This window comes from Acidovorax sp. FHTAMBA, assembly GCF_038958875.1.
Taxonomy (GTDB): domain Bacteria; phylum Pseudomonadota; class Gammaproteobacteria; order Burkholderiales; family Burkholderiaceae_C; genus Acidovorax.
In genome coordinates, this window is sequence record NZ_CP152407.1 from 3,067,033 (window position 1) to 3,091,102 (window position 24,070).

Below are 24,070 nucleotides of genomic sequence, written 5' to 3' on the forward strand. Positions count from 1 at the left end.
GTAAAGCGCAAGCAGCTATCAAAATAATAGTTCATCAGCCCATGAACCTCTGAAGCTGCGGCAGGCTGGCCTGGGCGGCCCGGCGGCCTTCGGCAATGGCCTCGCTTGAGCGGTGGAAGTCGAGCAGCCCCAGGTTTGCCAGCGCGGGCGCAACGATGACTTCCGGCGGGTCGCCCGCCATGCGGCTGCGGGTGATGCGCATCTGCATGATGTTGACACTGGTCATCACCACATCCAGCACGGAGGGCACCGGCACCGGCCGGGCCACGGGCGCCGCCGCGCCGGCATCGGGCGTCCAGAACTTCAGGCGCCGCACCCAGTCGACATTGCGGGTCGGCTCGGGCACGGGCTCCGGGGCAGCGGCACCGGCAGCGTCTGCCTCCAGCGCCTCGGGGGCGGGCGCCTCGCGCACCACGGCCAGCGGCCGCATGTGGCGGTGCAGGATGTCGGAGTTCAGGTCCACCGCAATCACGATGTCGGCCCCCATGGCCCGGGCCAGCGATGCGGGCACCGGGTTGACCAGGCCACCATCCACCAGCAGCCGCCCGTCGTCGCGCACCACGGGCGTGAAAAGCCCCGGCAGCGCGATGGAGGCCCGCACCGCATCGGCGATGGAACCGTGGCGCAGCCAGACTTCGGCGCCCGAGTGCAGGTCGGTGGCCACGGCGCCAAACGGCATGGGCGAGCGGTCAATGTCGAAGTCCGCAAAGTTGCGGCGCCAGAAGGCAATGAGCTTTTCGCCCTTGAGCATGCCCCCGGTGATGTTGAAGTCCATGAACCCGAACACGTCGCGCATGCCCAGGCCCTGCACCCATTCGGTGAACCGCTGCAGCTCGCCGGCCGCGTAGGCGGCCCCCACCAGCGCGCCAATCGACGAACCACAGACGATGTCGGGCCGGATGCCCTCCTCGTCCAGCACCTGCAGCACGCCGATGTGCGCCCACCCACGCGCGGAGCCGCTGCCCAGGGCCAGGCCCAGCCGGGGAGCGCGCCGGGCCAGCGCCATCACTGCGCCCCTTGGGGAGTTGCCAGGTCCGCGTGACCCGCCAGCAGCGCGAGCATGCCGGCTTCGTCCAGCACCGGCACGCCCAGCTCCTGCGCCTTGGCCAGCTTGCTGCCGGCCTCTTCGCCCGCCACGACATAGCTGGTCTTCTTGCTGACCGAACCGGCCACTTTGGCGCCAGCGGCTTCCAGCATGTCCTTGGCGGCGTCGCGGCTCAGGGTGGGCAAGGTGCCGGTCAGTACCACGGTCTTGCCCGCCAGGGTCTGCGGAGCGCGCTCGGCCACCGGGCCTTCGGGCCACGTCACGCCGCAGGCGCGCAGTTGTTCGACCACTTCGCGGTTGTGCGGCTGCTGGAAGAAGGTGTGCAGGCTCTGTGCCACCACGGGGCCCACATCGTTCACCTCCAGCAACTGCTCCACGCTCGCATCCATGATGGCGTCGAGCGTGCCGAAATGCCGCGCCAGGTCCTTGGCCGTGGCCTCGCCCACATGGCGCAGCCCCAGGCCAAACAGAAAACGCGGCAAGGTGGTCTGCTTGGATTTTTCGAGCGCGGCCAGCACGTTCTGGGCCGATTTTTCGGCCATGCGCTCCAGCGCGATGAGGGATGTAAGGCCCAGCCGGTACAGGTCGGGCAGCGTGCGGATCACGTTGGCATCCACCAGCTGGTCCACCAGCTTGTCGCCCAGGCCCTCGATATCCATGGCGCGGCGCGCGGCGAAGTGCAGGATGGCTTCCTTGCGCTGCGCGGCGCAGAACAGGCCGCCCGTGCAGCGGTGGTTGGCTTCGCCCTTTTCGCGGACCACATCGCTACCGCACACGGGGCAGGCTGTGGGCATGCGGAAGTTGGGCACATAGCCCGTGCGCTTGCCCGGCATCACGCCCACCACCTCGGGAATCACATCGCCCGCGCGGCGCACGATGACGGTGTCGCCCACGCGCACACCCTTCTTGCGGATCTCGAACAGGTTGTGCAACGTAGCATTGGTAACGGTGACGCCCCCTACAAACACGGGTGCGAGGCGCGCGACAGGCGTGATCTTGCCGGTGCGGCCCACCTGCACATCGATGCCTTCGATCTTGGTGGCCATCTCCTGTGCTGGGTACTTGTGCGCCACAGCCCAGCGTGGCTCGCGGGTCTTGAAACCCAAGTCGCGCTGCAGCTGCAGCGAATTGACCTTGTAGACCACCCCGTCAATGTCGTAGGGCAACGCATCGCGGCTGGCGCCCACCTGCTGGTGAAACGCTACCAATTCCGTAGCACCTACCGCAATCTGCACCTGCGCTGCAACTGGAAAACCCCAGGACTTCAGCGTCTGCAGCATCTCGTAGTGCGTGCGGAACACCGGCCCGCCATCGCCGGGCGGCGTGATGGCGCCCAGGCCATAGGCAAAAAAGCTCAAGGGGCGCTGGGCGGTGATGCCGGAGTCCATCTGGCGCACCGCACCCGCAGCGGCATTGCGCGGGTTCACAAAGGTCTTGCCGCCCTGCTCCCGCTGGCGCTCGTTCAGCGCGTCGAAGTCGGCGCGGCGCATGTAGACCTCACCACGTACCTCCAGCAGCGGCGGCACGCCGTCAGGCAAAGTCAGCGGAATCTGGCGGATGGTGCGGATGTTGTGCGTCACATCCTCGCCCACCTCGCCATCACCGCGCGTGGCGGCCTGCACCAGGCGGGCGTTTTCGTAGCGCAGGCTCATGGCCAGGCCGTCGAACTTGGGCTCGGCCACATATTCGATGGCAGGGTCCGATTCCGACAGGCCCAGCTCGCGCCGCACGCGGGCATCAAACGCCTGCGCGCCAGTGGCTTCGGTGTCGGTTTCGGTGTGGATGCTGAGCATGGGCACCGTGTGGCGCACAGGGGCCAGGCCCTCCATCACCGCACCAATCACGCGCTGCGTGGGCGAATCGGGGGTGATGAGGTCGGGGTGCGCGGCCTCCAGCGCCTGCAGTTCGCGGAACGCGCGGTCGTATTCGGCATCGGGCACCGTGGGTTCGTCCAGCACGTAGTACTGGTGCGCCCACTGGTTGAGCTGGTCGCGCAGTGCTTTTATTTTGATAGCTGGTGGCGCAATATCCACGGGCGCTGGAGCCGAAAAAAGATCCAGATTGTCGGTCATGGCCGCACCGGCGCTCAGCTGAAAAGGCGCCGCGCCAACACCGACCCCGCCGACAGATCGCGTCCATCCAGCTGGTCGTACAGCAGCTCCAGGTCTGCAGCGATCGGGTCCATGGCCATGGCGGGCAGCGGCGTGCCGTTCTGGTCGCACAGCACGCCGTCCATGGTTTCGCACAATGCGGCCCCCACGTCGCGCAGGCGGGAAAAGGGCTGCTCGGTGCGGTGGACCTGGGCGACGTCCAGGCTCAGCGTGATGTCGCGGATGGCGGACTGGTCGGGGTCGTCGGCCAACGCGGCTTGCGTGTCGTAACCCAGCGTGAGCAAGGGCGGCAGGCCCTGGGTGCCGGCAGGCAGCACCAGGCGGCCGGGCATGGCGCCGGGCACAAAACCCAGGCGGGCAGCGTTCTGCTGCACGTAGCCGGGGCTCCAGGCAGCCTGGCGGGCGCGCAGCATGAACATGAGCTGGGCATCGTGGTCGCTGGCGAACTGGTCGAGCTCACGGGCGCGGGCCACTTCCTGCAGCATGTCGGGGAAGTCGGGGGCGGCATTGATCGCGTCGGCAAAGGCCTGGGCCTTGACCACGAACTCGGAGAACTCGATCTCGTTGAGTGCGCCCATGCGGTTGGCCAGCTGCACCCCCGCCTGGAACGACTGGTAGCGCTGGCCGGGGGCCGGGGTTTCCCACTGCTGGGTGGCTTCGTTCAGGCCTTCGATGGCAAAGGGCTTGCTGCCCGCGCGGCGCGTGGGGGGCAGCGCGGCCAGGGCGGCGTCGCCCGACACCACGTGCTCGGGCTGCAGTGAGGCGATCACGTCGATGAGCGGGTCCAGCCCCGGGCGGCGCTCGGGCGAAAACGGGGGCACGGGCAGTTGCAGGGCATCGGCCGCGTCCACATTGTGTTCGGACGGCTCCGGCCCCCGGTCCAGGCCATGGAACTCGCCGGACGGCATGGACCCGGCCGCGCCTGCGTCAAAGCCGGGCTCCAGGCGCTGGGCGGGCTCCGCCGCCGGGTCGTGCTCTGCGGGCAGGGCACGCTTGGGCGCGTTGCGGCGCGAGGTCCAGGTGTTGTAGGCCACGATGAGGGCCAGCACCAGGCCGCCGATGATGGCCAGACTCAGTTGCAATGTGCTCATAAAGAAAGATTTTCAGCTATGCGTTGCGCTGTGCACGCCCGCTGCCGTCGCAACTGGCGCAACCCATGCCAGGGACGCCTAGCAAGGGCCGCCCCGCAGCGAGGGCGTCGTCCCCTCGGGGGGAAGGCGCGAAGCGACTCAGGGGGGCTCTCATAGTTCCGCCATGGAGAGGGCCGATTCCATATCCACGGCCACGATGCGCGACACGCCCTGCTCCTGCATGGTCACGCCGATCAGTTGTTCGGCCATTTCCATCGCGATCTTGTTGTGGCTGATGAACAAAAACTGCGTGCCCTTGCTCATGCTGGACACCAGCTTGGCATAACGCTCGGTGTTGGCGTCGTCCAGCGGCGCGTCCACCTCGTCCAGCAAACAGAACGGCGCGGGGTTGAGCTGGAAGATGGCAAACACCAGCGCGATGGCCGTGAGGGCTTTTTCGCCCCCCGACAGCAGGTGGATGGTCTGGTTCTTCTTGCCGGGTGGCTGGGCCATCACCTGCACGCCGGAGTCGAGGATTTCGTCGCCCGTGATGATGAGCTTGGCCTGGCCGCCACCGAACAGCTCGGGGAACATGCGGCCAAAGTGCGCGTTCACGGTGTCGAACGTGCCCGAGAGCAGCTGGCGCGTTTCGCCGTCGATCTTGCGGATCGCGTCTTCCAGCGTGTTCATGGCCTCGGTCAGGTCGGCGGTCTGCGCATCAAGGAACACCTTGCGCTCGCTGGCGAGCTTCAATTCATCCAGTGCGGCCAGGTTGACGGCGCCCAACGCAGCAATCTCGCGGTGCAGGCGGTCGATTTCGCTCTGCAGGCCGCCGATGCGCACATTGCCTTCCTCGATGGAGCGGGCCACGGCTTCCAGATCGGCCTGGGCGTCTTGCAGCAAGGTGGTGTACTGCTCCAGGCCCAGGCGCGCGGCCTGTTCCTTGAGCTGGAATTCGGTGATGCGCTGGCGCAGTGGGTCGAGCGCGCGCTCCAGCTGCATGCGGCGCTCGTCGCTGGCGCGCAGCTTGGTGGTGAGGTCGTCGTATTCGCTGCGCTGGGCGGCCAGTGCCTTTTCGCGCTCCATCTTCACTTCGAGCGCGGCCTGCAGGCCGCCCTGCGCGGCGGCGTCGGACAGGCGGGCGAGTTCGTCGCGCGCACGCTGCTCCTCGTCGGCCAGGGCCTTGGCCTGCTGCGTGGCGGTTTCGATGGAGCGGTTGAGTTCACCCCGGCGCGCCTCCAGGCTGCGTTGCGAGAACGTGGCCTCCTGCGCCTGGCGCTCCAGCGTGCGCTGCTGTTCGCGGCAAGCGGTGAGCTTGCGCTCGGCTTCGATGACCTTGTCGCCCAGCTGGGCCTCGCGCTCCTGGCTGTCGGCCAGTTGCATGTCCAGCTCTTCAAAGCGCGCCTCGGCGGCCACGCGGCGTTCCTGCAAGTCGGCCAGCTGGGCTTCCACCTCGGCCAGGTCGCCGTCGATTTGCTGGCTGCGCGCGCGGGTCTGCTCGGCCAGCTGCGTGAGGCGCAGGGTTTCGACCTGCAGCTCGTGGGCGCGGCTCTGGGTTTCGGTGGCTTCGCGGCGTGCGGCCACGAGGCGCTGGGAGGCGTCAGCATAGGCCGCCTCCGCGCGGACCAGGGCCGTGCGCGATTCTTCGGCGATCAGCGCCTGCGCGCGCAGCTCTTTTTCGAGGTGCTCGATCTCCTGCGCGCGGGCCAGCATGCCGGACTGCTCGGAGTCCTGTGCATAAAAGCTCACGCTGTGGGCGCTGACCGCATGGCCCGTGGGCACAAACACCACTTCGCCGGGCTGCAGCGAGCTGCGGCGGGCCAGAGCGTCGTCCAGCGTGGGCGCGGTGTAGCAGCCCTGCAACCAGTCCACCAACACGGCACGCAGGCCCGCGTCGTTCAGGCGCAGCAGGTCCGACAGGCGGGCGTGGGGTGACGATGTTTCGGGGTGGCCCGCAGCCGGGGCGCTGTAGAAGGCCAGGCGGGCGGGCGGCGCATCGTTACCGCCGGACCCTAAAAAGCCGCGGACCATGTCCAGGCGCCCTACTTCCAGCGCGGCCAGGCGCTCGCGCAGGGCCGCTTCGAGCGCGTTTTCCCAACCGGGCTCGATGTGGATGCGGCTCCACAGGCCTTGCAGGCCGTCGAGGCCATGCTTGGCGAGCCAGGGGCGCAGCTTGCCGTCGGTCTTGACCTTTTCCTGCAGCGCCTTCAAGGCCTCCATGCGGGCAGACAGGTCGGCCTGGCGGGCGCTTTCGGCATTCACAGCCTGCTGGCGGGCGCGGCGGTCGTCGTCCAGCTGGGGCACGGACTCCTGCAGTTCGTGCAGTCGGGCTGCGGTGGTTTCGGCGATCTCTTGCGCTTCTTCGAGCTGCTCGCGCAGGTTGGTCAGGCGGGCTTCGTCGGGCGCGGCCAGCGCGTTGCGGTCGGTGCGCAGGCGCTCAAAGCGGGCGTCGAGCTGGCGGCTTTGCTCGTCAAAGCTGCGCTGCTCGGCAGCGAGCACGCCAATCTGCTGCTGCACCTGCACCACGGCAGTCCGTTGCTCGGCCGTGCGGCTTTGCGCCTGGCGGAGGGCCTCTTCCAGGTCGGGCAGCTGCATGGCCTGCTCTTCCACCTGGGCGGCCAGCATCTCGGCGCGTTCTTCGGCGTCCACACCGGCACCGGCCAGGTTTTCGAGCTCAATATCGGCCTCTTCCTTGCGGGCCTGCCACTGGGCGATCTGCTCGGCCAGCGTGACCAGGCGCTGCTCCACGCGCTGGCGGCCTTCTATCACGTAGCGGATCTCGGCTTCGAGCTTGCCGACCTCGGCCGTGGCTTCATAAAGCTTGCCCTGGGCCTGGTTCACCTGGTCGCCAGCGGCGTAGTGGGCCTGGCGGATGGTTTCGAGATCAGACTCCACCGCGCGCAGATCGGCCATGCGCGATTCCAGGTCGTTCACGGCCTGCAGGCCGTCGAGGCGCACCTTGTTCTGCTGCTCCTCGGCCTCGGCCCGCTTCAAAAACCACAGCTGGTGCTGCTTGAGCGTTGCGTCGGCCTGCAGGGTGTTGTACTTGGCGGCGACCTCGGCCTGCTTTTCGAGCTTTTCGAGGTTGGCGTTCAGCTCGCGCAGGATGTCTTCAACCCGCGTGAGGTTCTCGCGCGTGTCCGACAGGCGGTTTTCGGTCTCGCGGCGGCGCTCTTTGTACTTGGAGACACCGGCCGCTTCTTCGAGGAACAGGCGCAGTTCCTCAGGGCGGCTTTCGATGATGCGGCTGATGGTGCCCTGGCCGATGATGGCGTAGGCACGGGGCCCCAGGCCCGTACCCAGGAACACGTCCTGCACGTCACGGCGGCGCACGGGCTGGTTGTTGAGGTAGTAGCTGCTGGTGCCGTCGCGCGTGAGCACCCGGCGCACGGCCACCTCCCCGTACTGGCCCCATTGGCCGCCCGCTCGGTGGTCGGAGTTGTCGAACACCAGCTCCACACTGGCGCGGCTGGCCTGCTTGCGGGTGGTGGTGCCGCTGAAGATCACGTCCTGCATGCTCTCGCCACGCAGCTCGCTGGCCTTGCTCTCGCCCAGCACCCAGCGCACGGCATCCATGATGTTGGACTTGCCGCAGCCGTTGGGCCCCACCACGCCGACCAGTTGCCCGGGCAGCATGAAGTTGGTGGGTTCAGCGAACGACTTGAAACCGGAAAGCTTGATCGAGGTAAGACGCACGGGTCAGATGGCGGATAAAAGCAGGTGGGACGCAGGGGTCATACCGGGCGCCGGTGCGCAGTCCCGGCGCTAAACACTCCGGCTGGGCCGGGTGTGGACAAGGCCGGAATGATACCGCGCCGCCTGCCCGATCCCAGGCCCCGGGCGTGGTGGAAGGCCTCTACCGCCGTTCATCACTCAAAAAACCAGCAAAAACAGCTTTTAGCGCTTATCCAATAACAATTGGATGCTATCAATTTTGGGTATATACCGCACCCAAATTCAGGGCAGTACACACACCTGGTTACGCCCGCCGGACTTGGCCTGGAACAGGGCCTCGTCTGCGCGGGCGACCGCCTGGGGAAGGTGCTGCAGCGCAGAGATCTCGCACGCGCCAATGGAAACGGTGAGCTGCTCGGGATCGGTGATGCCCTCTACCGCCCGGCGCAGTTTTTCGGCAACCTTCAGCGCGTCGGGCAGCGCGGTTTGTGGCAGGCACACCAGAAACTCCTCGCCGCCCCAGCGGATGATTTCGTCGCCGCGCCGCAGGGCGTCGGTCAGCACCCGGGCCACCGCCTGCAGGGCCTTGTCGCCGGCATCGTGGCCAAAACGGTCATTGATGCTCTTGAAACGGTCCAGATCCATGAGCAGGATGGACGAGGCGGGCTCGAACAACGAGGCGCGGTACACGCGCCGGTCGATCAGGTCGACCGCGTGGCGGTTGAGCAGCCCGGTGAGCGCGTCGTGGTAGGCGGCGCGCTGCAGTTCCTGGCGCTCGGCGGCCACGGTCATGAGCGAGCCGAACAGCTCGGCCAACCCCGCAAACAGGCTCACGCCGACTTCGTCAAAGTAGCCGTCGCGGTCGGCATACAGCACAAAGATGCCGCTGTAACCATTGAAGGTGGAGGCAATGGGCAAGGCCAGCACGTGGTGGATTCCATGGTGGCGCGCGGCCTCGCGCCAGGGCCCGAACAGCGAGAACTGTGACACCGTGAACGGGCCCGCCGCCTTGCCGTCCAGCGTCGAGAAGGCCGGGCCCATGCGGGTAAGCAGGTTGCGCTCGATGGTCAATGACTCGGCATAGGCCGCAGCCTGGCCGGCGTACACCTGCGGGCGAAGGGTCTGCGTGTCGGTAGGGCCAAACCAGGTCCAGGCCAGACGGATGTGGCTGGTGACATCCACGATGGCCTGGCACACCCCCCGAATGATCTCCAGCTCGCTGCGCCCCAGGATCAGCTTGGCCGAACGCCTGAGCAGCATCTCGGCAATCACCGACCGCTCGCGCTGGGCGTCAAAGGCCTGCGTGGATGACGCCGGGGGAACCGTCACGGGCTGGGGAGGATTCTTGAAAAACATGGCAGGGGCAGCGGGGCAGCGAACGCATCATAGGTGGCACTGCCAGGCTGCGGGTCTGAAGGGTTTCCAGCGGCGCGTTGCCACTCACGCGCCACTTGCGGCGAAGCGCAAGTGCTTCAGGCTCCAGCCTGCACAGGGCTGCCATCTACTGCGCCATTGGTACGGCGCACCAGCGCCTCAAAATCGGCCACCGGCACAGGGGGGCTGAGCAGGTAGCCTTGCCAGGCGTGGCAATGGTGGCGCTCCAGAAACTCGCGCTGGGCCTCGGTCTCCACACCCTCCGCAATCACGCGCAGGCCCAGGCTGGTGCCCAACGCCACCACCGTGCGCGCAATCGCTGCATCGTTGGGGTCGGTGAGCACGTCGCGCACAAAGCTCTGGTCGATCTTGAGCTGGTCCAGCGGCAGGCGCTTGAGGTAGCTCAGCGACGAGTAGCCCGTGCCAAAGTCGTCAAGCGAAAAGCCCACGCCGTAGCCCTTCAGCTGGCCCATCTTGTCGATGGTGTCTTCCACGTCCTGCAGCAGCAGGCTTTCGGTCATCTCCAGCTTGAGCTTCTGGCCCTGCGCGCCCGAGCTGGCCAGTGCGGCCAGCACCTGGGCTACAAAGCCGCTCTGATGGAACTGGCGCGGGCTCACGTTCACCGCCAGGCCCAGCCCTGCCAGGTCAGGCTGCGCGGCCCACTGCGCCAGCCGTGCGCAGGCAGCCTGCAGCACCCACTCCCCCAGCGGCAAGATCAGCCCGGTCTCTTCGGCCAGCGGAATGAAGTGCGCCGGGGAAACAAACCCGTCACGCGGATGGCGCCACCGCAGCAGCGCCTCGGCACCCGTGATCCGGCCGCGGTCGATCTGCGGCTGGTAATACAACTCGAACTGGCCCTGCGCCAGCCCGATGCGCATGTCCAGCTCCAGCGCGGCGCGGGCGCTCACGGCAGCCTGCATCCTGGGGTCGTAGAACCTCAGGGTGTCACGGCCTGCATCCTTGGCCTGGTACAGGGCGAGGTCAGCGCGTTTGAGCAGTTCGTCCACAGTCTCGCGCATGTCGCTGAAGATGGTGACGCCCATGCTCAGCGAGCTGTGGTGCGCGACACCGTTGATGATGTAGGGTTCTCGCAGGGCGGCCAGAATGCGCTGGCCCACCTCTTCCGCACGGGCGGCTGCTTCCTCCGGGTTGTCGCCCAGGTCTTCGAGCACCACCACGAACTCGTCCCCCCCCTGGCGCGCCACGGTGTCGTCCTCGTGAACGCAGCTGCGCAGCCGGTGCGCCACCTGCTGCAGCAGGGTGTCGCCACTGTCGTGGCCGCGGGTTTCGTTCAAGGTCTTGAAATTGTCGAGATCGAGCAACAGCACGGCACCACTGCGGTGGTGACGGGCACTGGTGGCCAGCGCCTGCTGCAGCCGGTCCATCAACAGCCTGCGGTTGGGCAGGCTGGTGAGGGGGTCGTAGTAGGCCAGGTGCTTGATTTCCTCCTCGGCCGCCTTGCGCTCGCTCAGATCCTGCAAGGTGAGGAGGTAGCCGCCCACCTGCTGCACGGCCGAAATCTCCACAGCCCGCTTGATGCCGTCTGCGCACCAGATGGCGTATTCCGCCGCAGGCACCACGCCGTCAGACGCCGCCGCTTTGTGGGTTGCGGCCTCCCACAGCGCACGCATGGTTTCGCGCTCGCCCACGTTGGGGAAGGCGCGCTGCCACCAGATCTCCACATCGGGCACGGCAGCCTCGGTGTAGCCGCAGATCTCCACATAACGCCGGTTGCGAAAACTGATGTTCCCGTCGTCCTGCACCAGGCAGACCCCCATGGGCAGGCGCTCAAGAATCGCGCGCAGCCGCAGTTCGTTGGTGCGCAGATGGTCTTCCATGCGCTTGCGGGAGGTGATGTCCTGCACCACCGCGATGTGGTGGTCAGGTGCCGCCCCTGGCACCCACATGGGAGATACGGTCAGATCCGCCCAGACCTCATGCCCTTGCCGGTGAATCAGGCGTTGCTCCACCCGGTACTGGGGTGTCTCGCCTTTTCTCAGCAAGGCCAGCTGGCGGGCGTCGGTGGCTTCGTCAGCGGGGTGAGTGATCGAATGACTGCTCAATGCCAGCATCTCGTCGGGGGTGTAACCAAGGATGTCTGCAAAGCACTGGTTGACACGCAGAAAGCGTCCGGTTGCGGTGTCGAGCAACGCCACGCCCACGCTGGCCTGGTGGAACAGGGCGTGAAAACGTTCCTCGCTTTGCTGGCGCGCTTCGTCCGAGGCATGCGCACGCGCCAGCGCCAGCGTGCGCTGGCGCACCAGCAGCGCCGCCGTAGTGCCCAGCAGGATCGACACCAGCGCACCGGCCAGGCCGATGAGCGCGGGCAGGCGGGCCTCTGTGGCCGAAAGGAAGGACTGGGCAGGGTGAAACGTCAGGCGCCAGAGCCGGTCGTGGACCTTGACGTCCCGCACATACGGTTCGGCGCCCGGCAGCGGCTGTGCGGACTGTGCCAGCAGGGGCCGCATGGTGGTATCGGTGGTCCCGGCCCGCACGGACCCATGGTCGGCAATGGACACGGCAATCCCGCGCAGCAACCCCTGCCCGCCCAGCACCTGCACGAGGTCGTACACACGGATGGTGCTCGCCACCGCCCCCAGAAAGCGCGGCTCCGGGGTGCCCGCCGTTGGGTCGAACACCGGCACGCGGATCACAAAACCTGCTCTGTGCGTTTCCTCCTGGATCAGATCGAACGGTGCCGAAGCGACAGTGCGCCCGCTGTCCCGGCTGTATTGCATGGCTGCCAGATTGGTGGGCTGCGCGCTGATATCCAGGCCGAGCACGCTTTCATTGCCCACCATGGGCCACAGGTACTCGGCAACGAAATACTCGGTACGTTCGCCGGGCGGGCGGATGGAAAAATCCGGAAACCCTTGTGCCGACAACGAGGTATCGGCCCGCACCCGCGCCTCATATGCGGCCCGCTCTGCGCCCGGCACCCACCGCGTGAATGACAGGTTGCGCACAGCCGGAAACCGTGTACCCACGTCCAGGTTGCTGGCCACACGGTCGAACTCGGCACGTGTGAGGTTCGGATTGACGGTAAAAAGGCCTCGCAACCCGTAGACAACTTCGGTGTTGCCCTCGATGCGCTGGCTCAACGCATCGGAAAAGGCACGCGCCTCCTGGATGAAGCGCGTGCGCTCGACGCCGGCCACGGACTGGTACTGCTCCCACGCCAGCCAGGAACTCACCGAAACCCCGAGCGCAGCTACCCCCAGCCCGACAAGCCAGTGCCGGTATCGACCGTTGTGCGTCAGTGGGGCCATGGCGTTTGGCGGGTTGGCAAAGACATGCGGTATCAGAACGGCCTTGGCAGAAATGCAGGAGCAATGGGCGGCGGCGGCCGACACGCGATCCGTCGCAGCGCGAACGCGCAGGATAGCGGCATTCCAACATGCTTTGAAACCAGCGCCGGTACAACAACCGGTTACCAATGAGTTATTTGGTGGAAAGTGCATTCAGCGCCACACGGTCGACATTGCGAGGGCAGTGCCCTGCAAAGCCCTGACTGTGCAGTGCGCCACCTGAGTTCCCATAAAAACCGCTTGCAGCGCTTTTCCAGCAAGCGCGACATGCTATCAATACAGAAGCATAAATCTCTGAGGACAGAAACCCCTTGGCCTGCGAGCTGCGCCCGGGCCGCACAGACAGGGGGGCACACGGCACAATGGCCGCTTCATGCACGTTGTGCGCGCCCCCATGCAAAGCATTCTTCCCCAGAACCTCGTAGACATCCTGCTCGACGCTGTGTGCGTGGTTCGGCCCGACAGTTCCATCGTGTACGTCAGTCCGGCTTTTGAACGCATCTTTGGTTACGCCCCGGAGGAGGTCATCGGCAAGCGCATGCTGGACATGGTGCACCCGCACGATCTTGCGGCCACGCAGCGCCAGGCCAAGAGCGTGACCGAGGGCCAGATTCAGCTGCAGTTTGAAAACCGCTACGTTCGCAAGGACGGATCGATTGCCCACATCCGCTGGACGGCGCGGTGGCTGCCCGAGCACCAGGTGCGTGTGGCAGTGGCACACGACTTCACCGAACGCAAGTTCACCGAGTCCATGCACGAGGTGATCTACGCGATCTCTGAAGCCGCCCACACCACGCAGAACCTGCAGGCCCTGTTCGAGCACATCCACCAAATCATTGGACGGCTGTTGCCGGCAAGCAATTTTGCGGTGGCTCTCTACGATGCGGGCAGTGGAGCGCTCAGTTTCCCGTACCACGTGAGCGATCACGGCCCGAACCCTGCCCCGCTGCGCAGCGTGCAGGACGCGTTGTGCGCCGAGGTGATCCGCAGCGCCAACACGCTGTTTCTGACACCCCACGCGCGTGAATTGCGCGATGCGCTGCGCGGGCACCTACCCCCAGACCAAGCGCCCCTGTACTGGCTGGGCGTTCCGCTGCACACGCAAAAGGGCCCCATTGGTGCCCTGGTTCTGCAAAGCTTTACAGAACAGGCGCGCTACACCGAGAAAGACAAGGAGCTGCTGCAGTTCGTATCCACCCAGGTCGCGGCCGCGATTGAGCGCAAGCAGATGCTGGAACGCCTGGAGCACATGGCGCAGTACGACCAGCTCACGCACCTGCCCAACCGCCAGCTGTTTCTGGACCGCCTCAAGACCGCACTGGCCCGCGCCCGGCGCGACAAGAGCCTGCTGTCGCTGCTCTTCCTGGACCTGGACGATTTCAAGCAGGTGAACGACACCCTGGGCCATGCCATGGGAGACCTGCTCCTGCAGCGTGTGGCCCAGCGGCTGCTGGAATGTGTGCGCGGCTCCGACACGGTGGCACGGCTGGGGGGCGACGAGTTTGTGGTGCTGCTGGAAAGCGGCCATGCCCGCGAGCACGCCGCCGCTGCGGCCGAGAAGATCCTGGCGGCCTTTGGTCAACCGTTTGACCTGGAGGGCATCCGTCTCAGCATCCGGCCCAGCATTGGCGTGGCCATCTATCCCGACCATGGTGGTGAAGAGCACCACCTGCTGGGGCATGCCGACGAGGCGATGTACCTTTCCAAGAAAAGCGGCGGCAACCAGGTGCGCGTGGCGCCGCCGCCGGCCTGAGAAGCGGTAACGAAGCCGCAATGCCCCCAGTGGGCCGAGTGATACACAGGCAGCACGGGGATTGCGCCTCATGGACAATCCGGGGCTTCCACACCTGCCCCACCGCCATGCTCTACAACGCCCTTCAGCTCGTCCATGTCCTTTCCATCATCGTATGGATTGGCGGCATGGTTTTTGCCCATTTCTTCCTGCGCCCCGCAGCGCAGTCGCTGGAGCCGCCACAGCGCGTGCGGCTCATGCACGATGTGCTGGGCCGCTTCTTTGCGGCCGTGAGCGTGGCTGTGGTGGTGGTGCTGGGCAGCGGCCTGTGGATGATCGGCCGCGTGGCCAAGCAGACAGTGCAGGCTGGCGGCAGCTTTGCAATGCCGCTGGACTGGACCATCATGGCCGCGCTGGGCATTGTGATGATGGCGCTTTTTGGCCACATCCGTTTTGCGCTGTTCCGCCGACTGCAGCGTGCGGTGGCGGCCTCGGACTGGGCCGCCGGTGGCAAGGCACTGGGCAGCATCCGCACGCTGGTGGGTATCAATCTGGCACTGGGCGTGGTGATTGTGGTGGTCACGTTGCTGATGTAGGCCCGCGGGGGGCCGTGCCGGCCCTGCTGCAGTTGCGGACAAGCGACTGCTGACACACCGTGTCCGCAGGCCTCCTCTACCATCGCAGCGCTGAGGAGCCCTGCCACGTGTTCACGTATTTCGAGAGTCGCTTACCCCCCTACCCCCCCGCCGAACCCACCCTGCCGCCCAAGGCCTTCATGGCCTTCGTGTGGGACGGCACCCGTGGCCTGCGCGGCTACGTGGCCGCCATGGCGGGCCTGTCTGCCGCCATTGCCATCTATGAAGCGCTGCTGTTTGCGGTGCTGGGCCATGTGGTGGACTGGATTGCCACCACGGCCCCGGGCGCCCTGTGGGCCGAACGCCGGGGCGCGCTGATAGGCATCACCGCGCTGCTGCTAGCCTCGGTGGTGCTGGTGGCTGTACAGACCAGCGTCAAGCACCAAGTGCTGGCCATCAACTTCCCACTGCGCTTGCGCTGGAACTTTCATCGCCTGATGCTGGGCCAGAGCATGGCGTTCTACGCGGACGAGTTTGCGGGCCGCATCACCACCAAGATCATGCAGACGGCCCTCGCCGTGCGCGACATGATCTTCACCACCACCGACGTGGTAATCGGCATGGGCATCTACCTCGTCACCATCCTGGTATTGCTGGCAGGGTTCGACGCGCGGCTGCTGGTGCCCTTTGCCGCGTGGATGGTGGCCTATGGCCTGGCCTGCTGGTACTTTGTGCCGCGCCTGGGCAAGGTGGGCAAGGCGCAGGCCGATGCGCGCTCGGTGATGACCGGGCGTATCACCGACGCGTACACCAACATCGCCACCGTCAAGCTGTTCTCGCACACGCGGCGCGAATCCGAATTTGCGCGTGCCGCCATGGACGCGTTCAAGCTCACCGGCTATGCGCAGATGCGGCTGGTGAGCCGGTTCGAGATCGTGAACCACATCCTCGTGGTGGCGATGATTCTGGGCGCCTGTGGCACTGCGCTGTGGCTGTGGTCTGCGGGCAAGGTCGGTGCCGGGGCCGTGGCGGCCGTCACCGCCATGACGCTGCGCGTCTCGGGCCACGCCCATTGGGTGATGTGGGAGATGACCACGCTGTTCGAGAGCGTCGGCACCATCCAGGACGGCATCAACACGCTGACCCGGCCGCGCACGGTGGTGGATGCGCCCGATGCCCAACCACTCGTTGTGACCCAGGGTGAGGTCCGCTTTGAGGACATGAGCTTTGCCTACGGCAGCGGCCCCGGCGCCCGCCCGGTCATTGACCAGCTCAATCTGACCATCCGCCCCGGCGAAAAGATCGGACTCATCGGCCGCTCGGGCGCGGGCAAGTCCACGCTGGTCAACCTGTTGCTGCGCTTTCATGACGTGCAGTCGGGCCGCATCCTTATCGACGGGCAGGACATCGCCCACGTCACGCAGGACAGCCTGCGCCGCAATATCGGCATGGTCACGCAGGACACCTCGCTGCTGCACCGCTCCATGCGCGACAACATCCTGTACGGCCGCCCCGACGCGAGCGAGGCCGACCTGCACAAGGCCGCCGAGCGCGCCGAGGCAGCAGATTTCATCGCCTCGCTGACCGACCTGCAGGGCCGCACGGGCTACGACGCCCATGTGGGCGAGCGCGGTGTGAAGCTCTCGGGCGGCCAGCGCCAGCGCGTGGCCATTGCGCGCGTGATGCTCAAGGACGCGCCCATCCTGCTGCTGGACGAGGCCACCAGTGCGCTCGACTCCGAGGTCGAAGCCGCCATCCAGCAAAGCCTGCACAGCCTGATGCAGGGCAAGACCGTGATCGCCATTGCCCACCGCCTGTCCACCATCGCCGCCATGGACCGCCTGATCGTAATGGACGCGGGCCGCATTGTGGAAGAAGGCACGCACGCACAGCTGCTGGGCCAGGGTGGCGTGTATGCGCGGCTGTGGGGACACCAGAGCGGCGGGTTCCTGGGCGAATCGGAAGAGGACTGACGTCGCAGGAAGGGGACTTGAGCCGCGTGGGCGACTCACTGTCGCGCAAGCGGCTGTGCAGCTGGTGAGTTATCCCTACGGTGGCGGTTTTCAACTACCGGATGGAAAGGCCTCGATGATCAAAGTCACCGCCCTGTACCGCTGGCGCGAGGGCGCCACCTTCAACCACGACTACTACCACGGCGAACACATGCGCATTGCCCGCGCGGCACTGGAGCCGCTGGGCCTGGTGCGGCTGGAGAGCGACCGCGTGCTCTACCCCGGTGAGCCCCGCCCCGGCCAGGTGGTGGCGCTGACCAATGCGTTTTTTGGCAACCTGACGCAGGCGCAGACCGCTGCCAAACAGACAGCGGCGGTGCTGATGGCCGACGTGCCCAACTACACCAACATTGCGCCAGAGTCGTACATCGCGCAGCTGAACGAACACAGCTTGACCACGGCGGCATAGAAACCCGTGCAATGTAATGGCGGCAGTAGAATTTCGAGCAAAATTAGCCTCCAGCGCTTACCCATAAAGCGCCAATAGCTACAAATACAATAGCATTTTTTGCGAATCTGCAGCCCGATAAAACCCGCCCGCCATGACGCCTGAAACGCCCTTGTTCCCCACACCACTGCTCATGCTCACCCCCACCGGCGACCAGCTCAAGGCCGCGCGCACCGCTGCGGGCCTCAGCCAGGCGCAGGCGGCCCAGCTGATGGGCTACCCGCTGCAAACGGGCAGCCGGGGCGGCGTGCAGTCGCGCACCTGGCAGGCGCTGGAGAGCACGTCCGACGAGCGCAACATGCAGGGGCCGGTGTTTGCCATGTTTCTGCTGCTCACCGGGCAACACCCGGAGTTCGTGCTGGCCCCGCGTGCACCTGTGGCCAATGCGGCCGCGGCCGATGGTTGAACGCAGGCCGGGCGAGGCACCGTCCGGGCAGTCTCGCGCCCTGCGCACCCGCACCCGCTCCCGCCCCACACCAGGGGCGCCATGCTGGCGTGTCCAGCCCTTTCTTTATGGCCTTCTCTGCCCCTTCTGACATGACCACCACTTCCCAGCCCTGCATCCTTCAAATCGGCCGCGCGCCCCTGCCTGCGCTGGAGGCCGAACTGGCCGCGCACTACCAGGTCACGTGCCTGGCCGACCAGCCCGACGCGGCGGCCTTTCTGGCCGCGCACGGCGCGCAGTTCACCGGCGTGGTGACAACAGCCGCCATCGGGCTGCGGGGCGATGTCATGGCCGCGCTGCCCAACCTGCAGGTGATCAGCAGCTTTGGCGTGGGATTTGATGCGCTGGATATCGACACCGCCAGGGCCCGCGGCGTGCAGGTGGGCTACACGCCCGGTGTGCTCAACGACTGCGTGGCCGACATGGCGTTTGCGCTGATGCTGGACGTCTCGCGCAACATTGCCGCCAGCGACCGTTTCGTGCGCCAGGGCGCATGGCCGCAGGCGCGTTTTGGCATGGGCTCCCGGGTATCGGGCAAGCGCCTGGGCATTGTGGGCATGGGCCGGATCGGCCAGGCCGTGGCCGAGCGTGCGAGCGGTTTCCGCATGGAGGTGGGTTACCACAACCGCCGTCCGGTCGAGGGCTGCCCGCTGCCCTGTTTCGATGCGGTGACGGCGCTGGCGCAGTGGGCCGACTACCTGGTGCTGACCGTGGCCGGGGGCGCCGGCACGCGCCACCTGGTGAACGCCGATGTGCTCAACGCCCTGGGCCCCAAGGGCTACCTGATCAACGTGGCGCGGGGCAGCGTGGTGGATGAGGCAGCCCTGGTCGATGCCCTGACCGAGCGGCGCATTGCCGGTGCCGGGCTGGATGTGTTTGAAAACGAACCCACCGTGCCCGCCGCGCTGATGGCGCTGGACAACGTGGTGCTGACCCCGCACACCGCCAGCGCCACACACGAAACCCGCCGCGCCATGGCAGACCTCGTGCTGGAGAATCTGCACGCCTTCTACGCCACCGGGGCGGTGCGGGTGCCGGTGCCAGGCACAGGTCGCCCGACCTGACGCTTGCTGCGACGGTCGGTCAGGCAGGGGCTCGTCCGGTCACTCACATCGACAGCGGACTGCTTCTCTCTCCGTAGCCTCTGCGGCAACAACCGATAGGCCTCAACACCGCGCTGGCGAGTGCAAGGGTTTCAGAATTCCGCCTCAGCCGGCGGTGCGTTTCATCTCTGCCAGCTTGACCAGCACCTGCAGCGCATGGTTCAGCGGCGTCGGCACGCCCAGGGCCGCGCCGCGCTGGACCACATAGCCGTTCAGGTGGTCGATCTCCGTGGGTTTGCCCCGCGCCAGATCCTGCGCGGTGGACGAATACTGCCCGGGCATGGTGCTGGCAATGCCGCGCACCGCCGCCTGCACATCGCCCGGAATCGTCACCCCGTCGGCCGCCGCCACCGCCAGGCATTCGGCCACGATGTCGGCAATTACCTGCGTTACGCCGGGCACCTGCACCAGCGGGCCATAGGGTTGCTGCGACAGGGCCGACAGCGCGTTGTAGGCGCTGTTGAGCACCAGCTTGACCCAGAGCGCACCGCGCACGTTGTCGGACACCTGTGTGGGGATACCCGCCGCCGTGAGCTGGCGGGCCACCTCGTCGCTGCGCGGCGAAGGCGCAATCACCAGCTCACCCCGGCCATGGTGCACCACATGCCCCGGGCCGCCCATGGCGGTGGCCACGTACACCACGGCGGCCGCCACGGGGTTGCTGGCGTCCAGCACGGCGCGCACGCGCTCGTCGTTGTCCACGCCGTTCTGCAAGGTCAGCACCAGCGCGCCGGGGGCCAGGTGCGGGCGTATCTGCTGCGAGGCGTTTTCAGAGTCGGATGACTTCACGCAGAACAGCACCACGTCTGCGCCGTGCACCGCGCTGGCCTCGGTACTGGCCGCCAGGGGCACCTGCACATCCATCGCCGCCGTCTGCAACCGCAGGCCGTGCTGGCGCACCGCCTCCATATGTGCGGGCCGACCGATGAGGGTGACAGCATGGCCCGCACGGGCCAGCAAGGCACCAAAGTAGCAGCCCACCGCCCCGGCGCCCATCACGGCGATGCGCAGCGGAGGGTGGGCGGAGCTGGTGGCGGCAGGCAACGAGGATTCAGGCATGGTGCAGTGCAACGAAGAGATGGACGTGGATGGATGGTATTGCCCCGGCCAACGGGCCCGGGCATGCAACCCTGCGGATCCCTTGCAACCCCGGCCTGACCGCTGGCAGCCGTGGCCCGCCAAACGACAGCGCGCGGCAAGATTTTAAAAACCATCAAACACGGCCTCAGCGCTTTACCACCATGCGCCATTAGCTATGTTTTATATAGCATTTTGGAGGTCGCAGACCCACTGCCTGCTTCCATCCCACAACGCGTGTCGGAAAACCCTGACCATCCCGCAAGCGCGGCGCCTGCGGTTTTTGCAAAAGGCCCGCCCAACAATGCATTCACCTCAACCCACAACAAGGAAATGCCATGTCACTCTCCCTGATTCTGCTGATTGTCCTGATCCTCATCCTGGTCGGCGTGCTGCCCACCTGGGGCCACAGCCGCTCCTGGGGCTATGGGCCCAGTGGCGGTATCGGGCTGGTGGTGCTGATCCTGGTGATTCTGCTGCTCATGGGCCGGATATGACCGGCAACCCGGGGCTCCTGCAAGTCAGGAGCTGACCGTTCACAGCAGCCACTGACAGCAAGATGCCAAAAGCACAAAAGCGACCATTCCGGTCGCTTTTGTGCTTTGTGGGCGCCGGCGTAGCAGCGCGGTAATCATGCTTGCCGTGGGCCGCTCTGTGCCGAGCCAAATGCGGTCGTCAAGGCTGCGAACTCCTGCCGTGCCACGGTGCCGTCTGCGTTTCCGGCGTTGTCCATGAGCTGGAGCACGGTCTGCGCAAAATCGCTGCCGGCCTGCGCGCCCCGGGTTTTCGACAGACCCTGAAGGAACTCGTCCTGGCCAATCCTGCCATCGTTGTTGGTGTCAAACCCCGCTACCAGTTGATCTTTTTGCGCCTGAGTGGCGCCAAAACGCTCGAGCAGCGTCTGGAAGTCCTCGCGGGACACTGAACGCCCGTGCATGCTGCCCACCCCCATGCCTGAAGGCAGTGCGCTGTTGCCTGTGCCTACCGCCACGCCTTTGCCCGCCATGCCGGCCAGCGACGCTGCCTCGGGACTCAAGTGCAGGAACGAGGATGGCCCCGGGGTCTCCTCGCCATTGCGGCGCGCGGCCTGCGCCTTGCCCGGGCCCGCGGTAGCTGCGTTGAAGATCATGGACGCAACCGAGCTGACCAGACCGGAAATAAGAGGTGACATCGCTTTGCTCTCCCGAGGGGCGACAGCGCCACAGCAACACGTGAACGCAAGCGTTTCACGGGTGGCGGCTTCGCCCCATATGCGCAGGTTACCCGGCGCTTGCTGCGGTGGCGGCCGGATAACAGGGCGCTTTGCGCCCTATTTCAGACCGCCGGGGGCGCAGTGGGGGCGCCAGATGGCGGTGCTCCATTCGATCAAACGCCGCCGCCCGTGGGCAGGATCACCCGCACTCGCGTGCCTCCTGCCTCCCGTTGCAGGATCTGAAGCTCACCCCCCGCCAGTCCGGCCCGGGTGTGCATCCCTTTCAGGCCGAAACCCGTCCCTCGGGTGCTTTCGGGGTCAGCATCTGCAGCAGGCATCCCCAGGCCGTTGTCACACACCTCCCAGAGCCAGAGTCCGGCGTGCGCGATGTACCGGGCGGACACAGACACCTCGGTCGCACTGGCATGCTGCAGGATGTTGCTCAGGGCTTCCTGCGTGATGGCGACCAGCTGGTCCGCGCTGCCTGCGTGCGGCAAACGGGGACCCGGGGGTATGTCAACGTCCCACAACATGCCGATTCCCCGCTGGTCCAGCACTGGCTGTATGCGGTGGCGCAGGCGGGCCATGCGGTCGGCCAGCGTGTCCTGCGCTCCATCCATCGAGTCAACGACGAGGCGCAGGTCCAGCAGGCATGTTTCAAGCACTGCACGGATGTCACGCGCACGCGGCTGATCCCTGTCGAGAAGGCCCATGGCATTGACAAGCTGCGAACCCAGGTGGTCATGCAGATCCCTGGCAATGCGGCGGCGCTCGGCCATCAGCTCGGCGCTGGGGCGAACGTTCAGGCGGGGGCGCCATTGCATGGCCCTGGGGAGCTGTACCAGCAGCAATGCCCCAAGCCCCATCGAGACCCCCACCACCGCAAGCTCCCACCACCGCTGCCCTGATGTGCCCACCGCCCCTATCCAGTGAAAGGCAATCGCAATCAACGCAAGCTGCAAAACCCAGATGCCGACGCACACCATGGCAAACCAGGGAGGACGGGTGCGAAACATGGCTCGGATTTATGCGCTGGACAACGGCTGCGCGTGGACGGCCAGTACGGCCAGGCCTGGGTTCAGAAGAGCCCCCGCAACGAGGCAAAGCGTACGGCCTGGGCGCGGGTGCGCACCTGCAGCTTGCGGTAGATGTTTCGCAGGTGGGTATTGACCGTCATGCAGCTGATAAGCAGGCGCGAGCCCACTTCCGCGCTGGTGTAGCCGCTGGCCACCAGGCGCAGGATTTCTTTTTCCCGCGCGGACAAACGGTCTGCCTCATCGGGCTGTCTGCGCTTGTTTTCTGCGGAGTTGGTGCGGTCAAACCGCTGGAGCAGCCGGCGCGCAAGGTTGGGCGTGATGGAGGCACCGCCGTTGGCGACTTGCAAAACAGATTGCGCGTAGTTGCCAAACCACGAGTTCTTGCCCACATAGCCACAAGCGCCGAGCTCGAAGGCGCGGATCACCTCATCGTCGTTTTCCATGACCGATATCACCACCGCCTGCGCCGAGGGGCGGGCGGGTTTGAGGTATTCCAGCAGATCGAAGGCGTTGCCGTCGCCCAGATTCAGGTCCACCAGCAGCACATCGAAGTCGTATTGCTTGATCGCACGGCGCCCTTCGCGCACGCTGCCCGCTTGCCCCACCAACAGGGTGCGGGCGTCTGCCATGAGCTCCTGCGCAATCACCAGGCGGATGTGGGGGTCGTCATCCACCAGCAGCACGCGCACCGGGCTGGTCTCCTGTCCGGTGAGAAATGCAGGCCACACAGACGGGGGATTGCTGAAGGTTCCAAACTGACCCGAAGGCAACGCTGATTCGTCGTACCCCATGGAAGTCAGCGCCTCCGAACGGTGGGGCATACCGGTGGTGCCAACGGTCTGGGAAGGCATGTTGCTGTTCACGTTGATCGCTCCTTGAAACCCGTCACATCGCAGAAAAGGGGCCCACAGAGGACGCTTTCACATGCAAATTTTCATGCATCTTTCCGTGAGGTGAGCTTGTCCTCTGTGCGCTAACGAACACAGTGCGACAAAAAATTACCTCCGTCGCGCTAAAAATGACACTGTTGCAATAGAAGCATTTTGTTACTACCAAGGTTTAGGCAGGACTTCCTGGCAGCAAATGTCCAGGAAACCCTTTCACCACAACGCTCGCGCGCCACGGCTACCACCGGCGCGTTGCTGTGATTGAGGTAGCCCTCACAGCGTATTCGCGGCAAACACATCCGGGAACACACTGCAACCCGACAGCGCCAAACGGCCGCCGTCCACGCAAGTGGCAAGGCCCGGCGGCACCGTCCAACAGCACTGCACCACAGGTTTTTCTGCGGTTGCAGACAGTGTCGAAGTTCCACCATTGAAGGATCTGCCATGAAAACCCTTGCTTTCATCACGCTCAGCGTCATCGCCTCCGCCGCAATGGCCACCGGTCCCGTAGCTTCCAGCCCTGACATCACCATTACCGGCAACTCCACGCAGTCGGTTTCCTTGACCTCTGTGTCGGTCAACAACAACTCGACGGGTTCGAAGAGTGAAGCGTTCCAGAACCTGGGGTCCAACACCGGCAATGTTTCCATCAGCGGCAACTCGACACAGTCGGTGACGGGCTCCGGCGGCAACGTGACCAACACCGCCAGCGGCAGCGATGCCTACGCCAGCCAAAACCTGTCGTCCAACGTGGGTGAGGTCACTATCGTCGGCAACTCCAGCCAGTACACGGCCATGGTGGGGGCATCGGTCAACAACCTGTCCAGCGGCAGCAACAGCAAGGCTGTGCAGAACATCGCCACCAACAACGCCTGCTTCACCTGCCAGCCCACCAAGACCGTCGGCTGGCCCTTCTGATGCCACAGTGAACGCTGCCGCCGCGGTGGCAGCGCACAGGCCGGCAACGGCCAGGTTCCCG

18 protein-coding genes are annotated in these 24,070 nt (G+C 65.9%); 8 read left to right on the forward strand and 10 right to left on the reverse strand.

What is annotated here, in order from left to right; all coding sequences use genetic code 11:
• Positions 1–34: 34 nt before the first annotated feature.
• The 6 genes from AAFF19_RS14400 to AAFF19_RS14425 all read right to left on the reverse strand — a co-directional run bounded on the left by AAFF19_RS14400 (position 35) and on the right by AAFF19_RS14425 (position 12,544).
• Positions 35–1,006: a patatin-like phospholipase family protein gene (locus AAFF19_RS14400; RefSeq protein ID WP_342720436.1), complete on the reverse strand. Its 972-nt coding sequence runs from the start codon at positions 1,004–1,006 to the stop codon at positions 35–37.
• Positions 1,006–3,117 (reverse strand): NAD-dependent DNA ligase LigA, encoded by a 2,112-nt coding sequence (ligA, locus tag AAFF19_RS14405; RefSeq protein ID WP_342720437.1) that lies wholly within the window; start codon positions 3,115–3,117, stop codon positions 1,006–1,008. The genes AAFF19_RS14400 and ligA overlap by 1 nt, the downstream gene beginning before the upstream one ends.
• Before the next feature lie 14 nt (positions 3,118–3,131).
• Positions 3,132–4,247 carry a cell division protein FtsZ gene (locus AAFF19_RS14410; RefSeq protein ID WP_342720438.1) on the reverse strand — a complete coding sequence of 372 codons (1,116 nt, stop codon included), beginning with the start codon at positions 4,245–4,247 and terminating at the stop codon, positions 3,132–3,134.
• Positions 4,248–4,397: 150 nt separating this feature from the next.
• A complete protein-coding gene (gene smc, locus AAFF19_RS14415; RefSeq protein WP_342720439.1) occupies positions 4,398–7,922 on the reverse strand; it encodes a chromosome segregation protein SMC in 3,525 nt (1,174 codons plus the stop codon).
• A 261-nt stretch (positions 7,923–8,183) separates the two neighbouring features.
• Positions 8,184–9,257: a sensor domain-containing diguanylate cyclase gene (locus AAFF19_RS14420; protein ID WP_008904265.1), complete on the reverse strand. Its 1,074-nt coding sequence runs from the start codon at positions 9,255–9,257 to the stop codon at positions 8,184–8,186.
• Positions 9,258–9,373: 116 nt separating this feature from the next.
• Positions 9,374–12,544 carry an EAL domain-containing protein gene (locus tag AAFF19_RS14425; protein WP_342720440.1) on the reverse strand — a complete coding sequence of 1,057 codons (3,171 nt, stop codon included), beginning with the start codon at positions 12,542–12,544 and terminating at the stop codon, positions 9,374–9,376.
• Positions 12,545–12,977: 433 nt separating this feature from the next.
• Here AAFF19_RS14425 and AAFF19_RS14430 point away from each other — a divergent pair, with 433 nt between their 5' ends.
• The 6 genes from AAFF19_RS14430 (at position 12,978) to AAFF19_RS14455 (ending at position 18,859) form a co-directional block, all read left to right on the forward strand.
• Positions 12,978–14,336, forward strand: coding sequence for a diguanylate cyclase (locus tag AAFF19_RS14430; protein ID WP_342720441.1), 1,359 nt, complete (start codon positions 12,978–12,980; stop codon positions 14,334–14,336).
• Between the two features lie 107 nt (positions 14,337–14,443).
• A complete protein-coding gene (locus AAFF19_RS14435) occupies positions 14,444–14,911 on the forward strand; it encodes a CopD family protein (RefSeq protein ID WP_342720442.1) in 468 nt (155 codons plus the stop codon).
• A 107-nt stretch (positions 14,912–15,018) separates the two neighbouring features.
• Positions 15,019–16,863, forward strand: coding sequence for an ABC transporter ATP-binding protein (locus AAFF19_RS14440; protein WP_342721858.1), 1,845 nt, complete (start codon positions 15,019–15,021; stop codon positions 16,861–16,863).
• Positions 16,864–16,978: 115 nt separating this feature from the next.
• Complete coding sequence (locus AAFF19_RS14445) at positions 16,979–17,311, forward strand: EthD family reductase (protein WP_342720443.1); 333 nt, start codon at positions 16,979–16,981, stop codon at positions 17,309–17,311.
• 133 nt (positions 17,312–17,444) lie between these two features.
• Positions 17,445–17,756 carry a helix-turn-helix transcriptional regulator gene (locus AAFF19_RS14450; RefSeq protein ID WP_342720445.1) on the forward strand — a complete coding sequence of 104 codons (312 nt, stop codon included), beginning with the start codon at positions 17,445–17,447 and terminating at the stop codon, positions 17,754–17,756.
• Positions 17,757–17,887: 131 nt separating this feature from the next.
• Complete coding sequence (locus AAFF19_RS14455) at positions 17,888–18,859, forward strand: 2-hydroxyacid dehydrogenase (RefSeq protein WP_034693659.1); 972 nt, start codon at positions 17,888–17,890, stop codon at positions 18,857–18,859.
• A 144-nt stretch (positions 18,860–19,003) separates the two neighbouring features.
• Here the strand turns inward: AAFF19_RS14455 and AAFF19_RS14460 are convergent, their stop codons facing one another.
• Positions 19,004–19,957, reverse strand: a complete 954-nt coding sequence (locus AAFF19_RS14460; RefSeq protein WP_342720446.1) for a ketopantoate reductase family protein — start codon at positions 19,955–19,957, stop codon at positions 19,004–19,006.
• Positions 19,958–20,313: 356 nt separating this feature from the next.
• Here AAFF19_RS14460 and AAFF19_RS14465 point away from each other — a divergent pair, with 356 nt between their 5' ends.
• Positions 20,314–20,472, forward strand: a complete 159-nt coding sequence (locus AAFF19_RS14465) for a DUF3309 family protein (RefSeq protein WP_008904256.1) — start codon at positions 20,314–20,316, stop codon at positions 20,470–20,472.
• Between the two features lie 134 nt (positions 20,473–20,606).
• Here the strand turns inward: AAFF19_RS14465 and AAFF19_RS14470 are convergent, their stop codons facing one another.
• From AAFF19_RS14470 to AAFF19_RS14480, 3 genes are all read right to left on the reverse strand, one after another.
• Positions 20,607–21,146 carry an EF-hand domain-containing protein gene (locus tag AAFF19_RS14470; protein ID WP_342720447.1) on the reverse strand — a complete coding sequence of 180 codons (540 nt, stop codon included), beginning with the start codon at positions 21,144–21,146 and terminating at the stop codon, positions 20,607–20,609.
• Positions 21,147–21,340: 194 nt separating this feature from the next.
• Positions 21,341–22,183: an ATP-binding protein gene (locus tag AAFF19_RS14475; protein WP_342720448.1), complete on the reverse strand. Its 843-nt coding sequence runs from the start codon at positions 22,181–22,183 to the stop codon at positions 21,341–21,343.
• Positions 22,184–22,245: 62 nt separating this feature from the next.
• The gene (locus tag AAFF19_RS14480; protein ID WP_342721859.1) at positions 22,246–22,995 is read right to left on the reverse strand and encodes a response regulator transcription factor; all 750 of its coding nucleotides are present in this window, start codon (positions 22,993–22,995) and stop codon (positions 22,246–22,248) included.
• 540 nt (positions 22,996–23,535) lie between these two features.
• Here AAFF19_RS14480 and AAFF19_RS14485 point away from each other — a divergent pair.
• On the forward strand, positions 23,536–24,009 hold the full coding sequence (locus AAFF19_RS14485) for a hypothetical protein (RefSeq protein WP_342720449.1): 474 nt from the start codon (positions 23,536–23,538) through the stop codon (positions 24,007–24,009).
• Positions 24,010–24,070 lie beyond the last annotated feature (61 nt).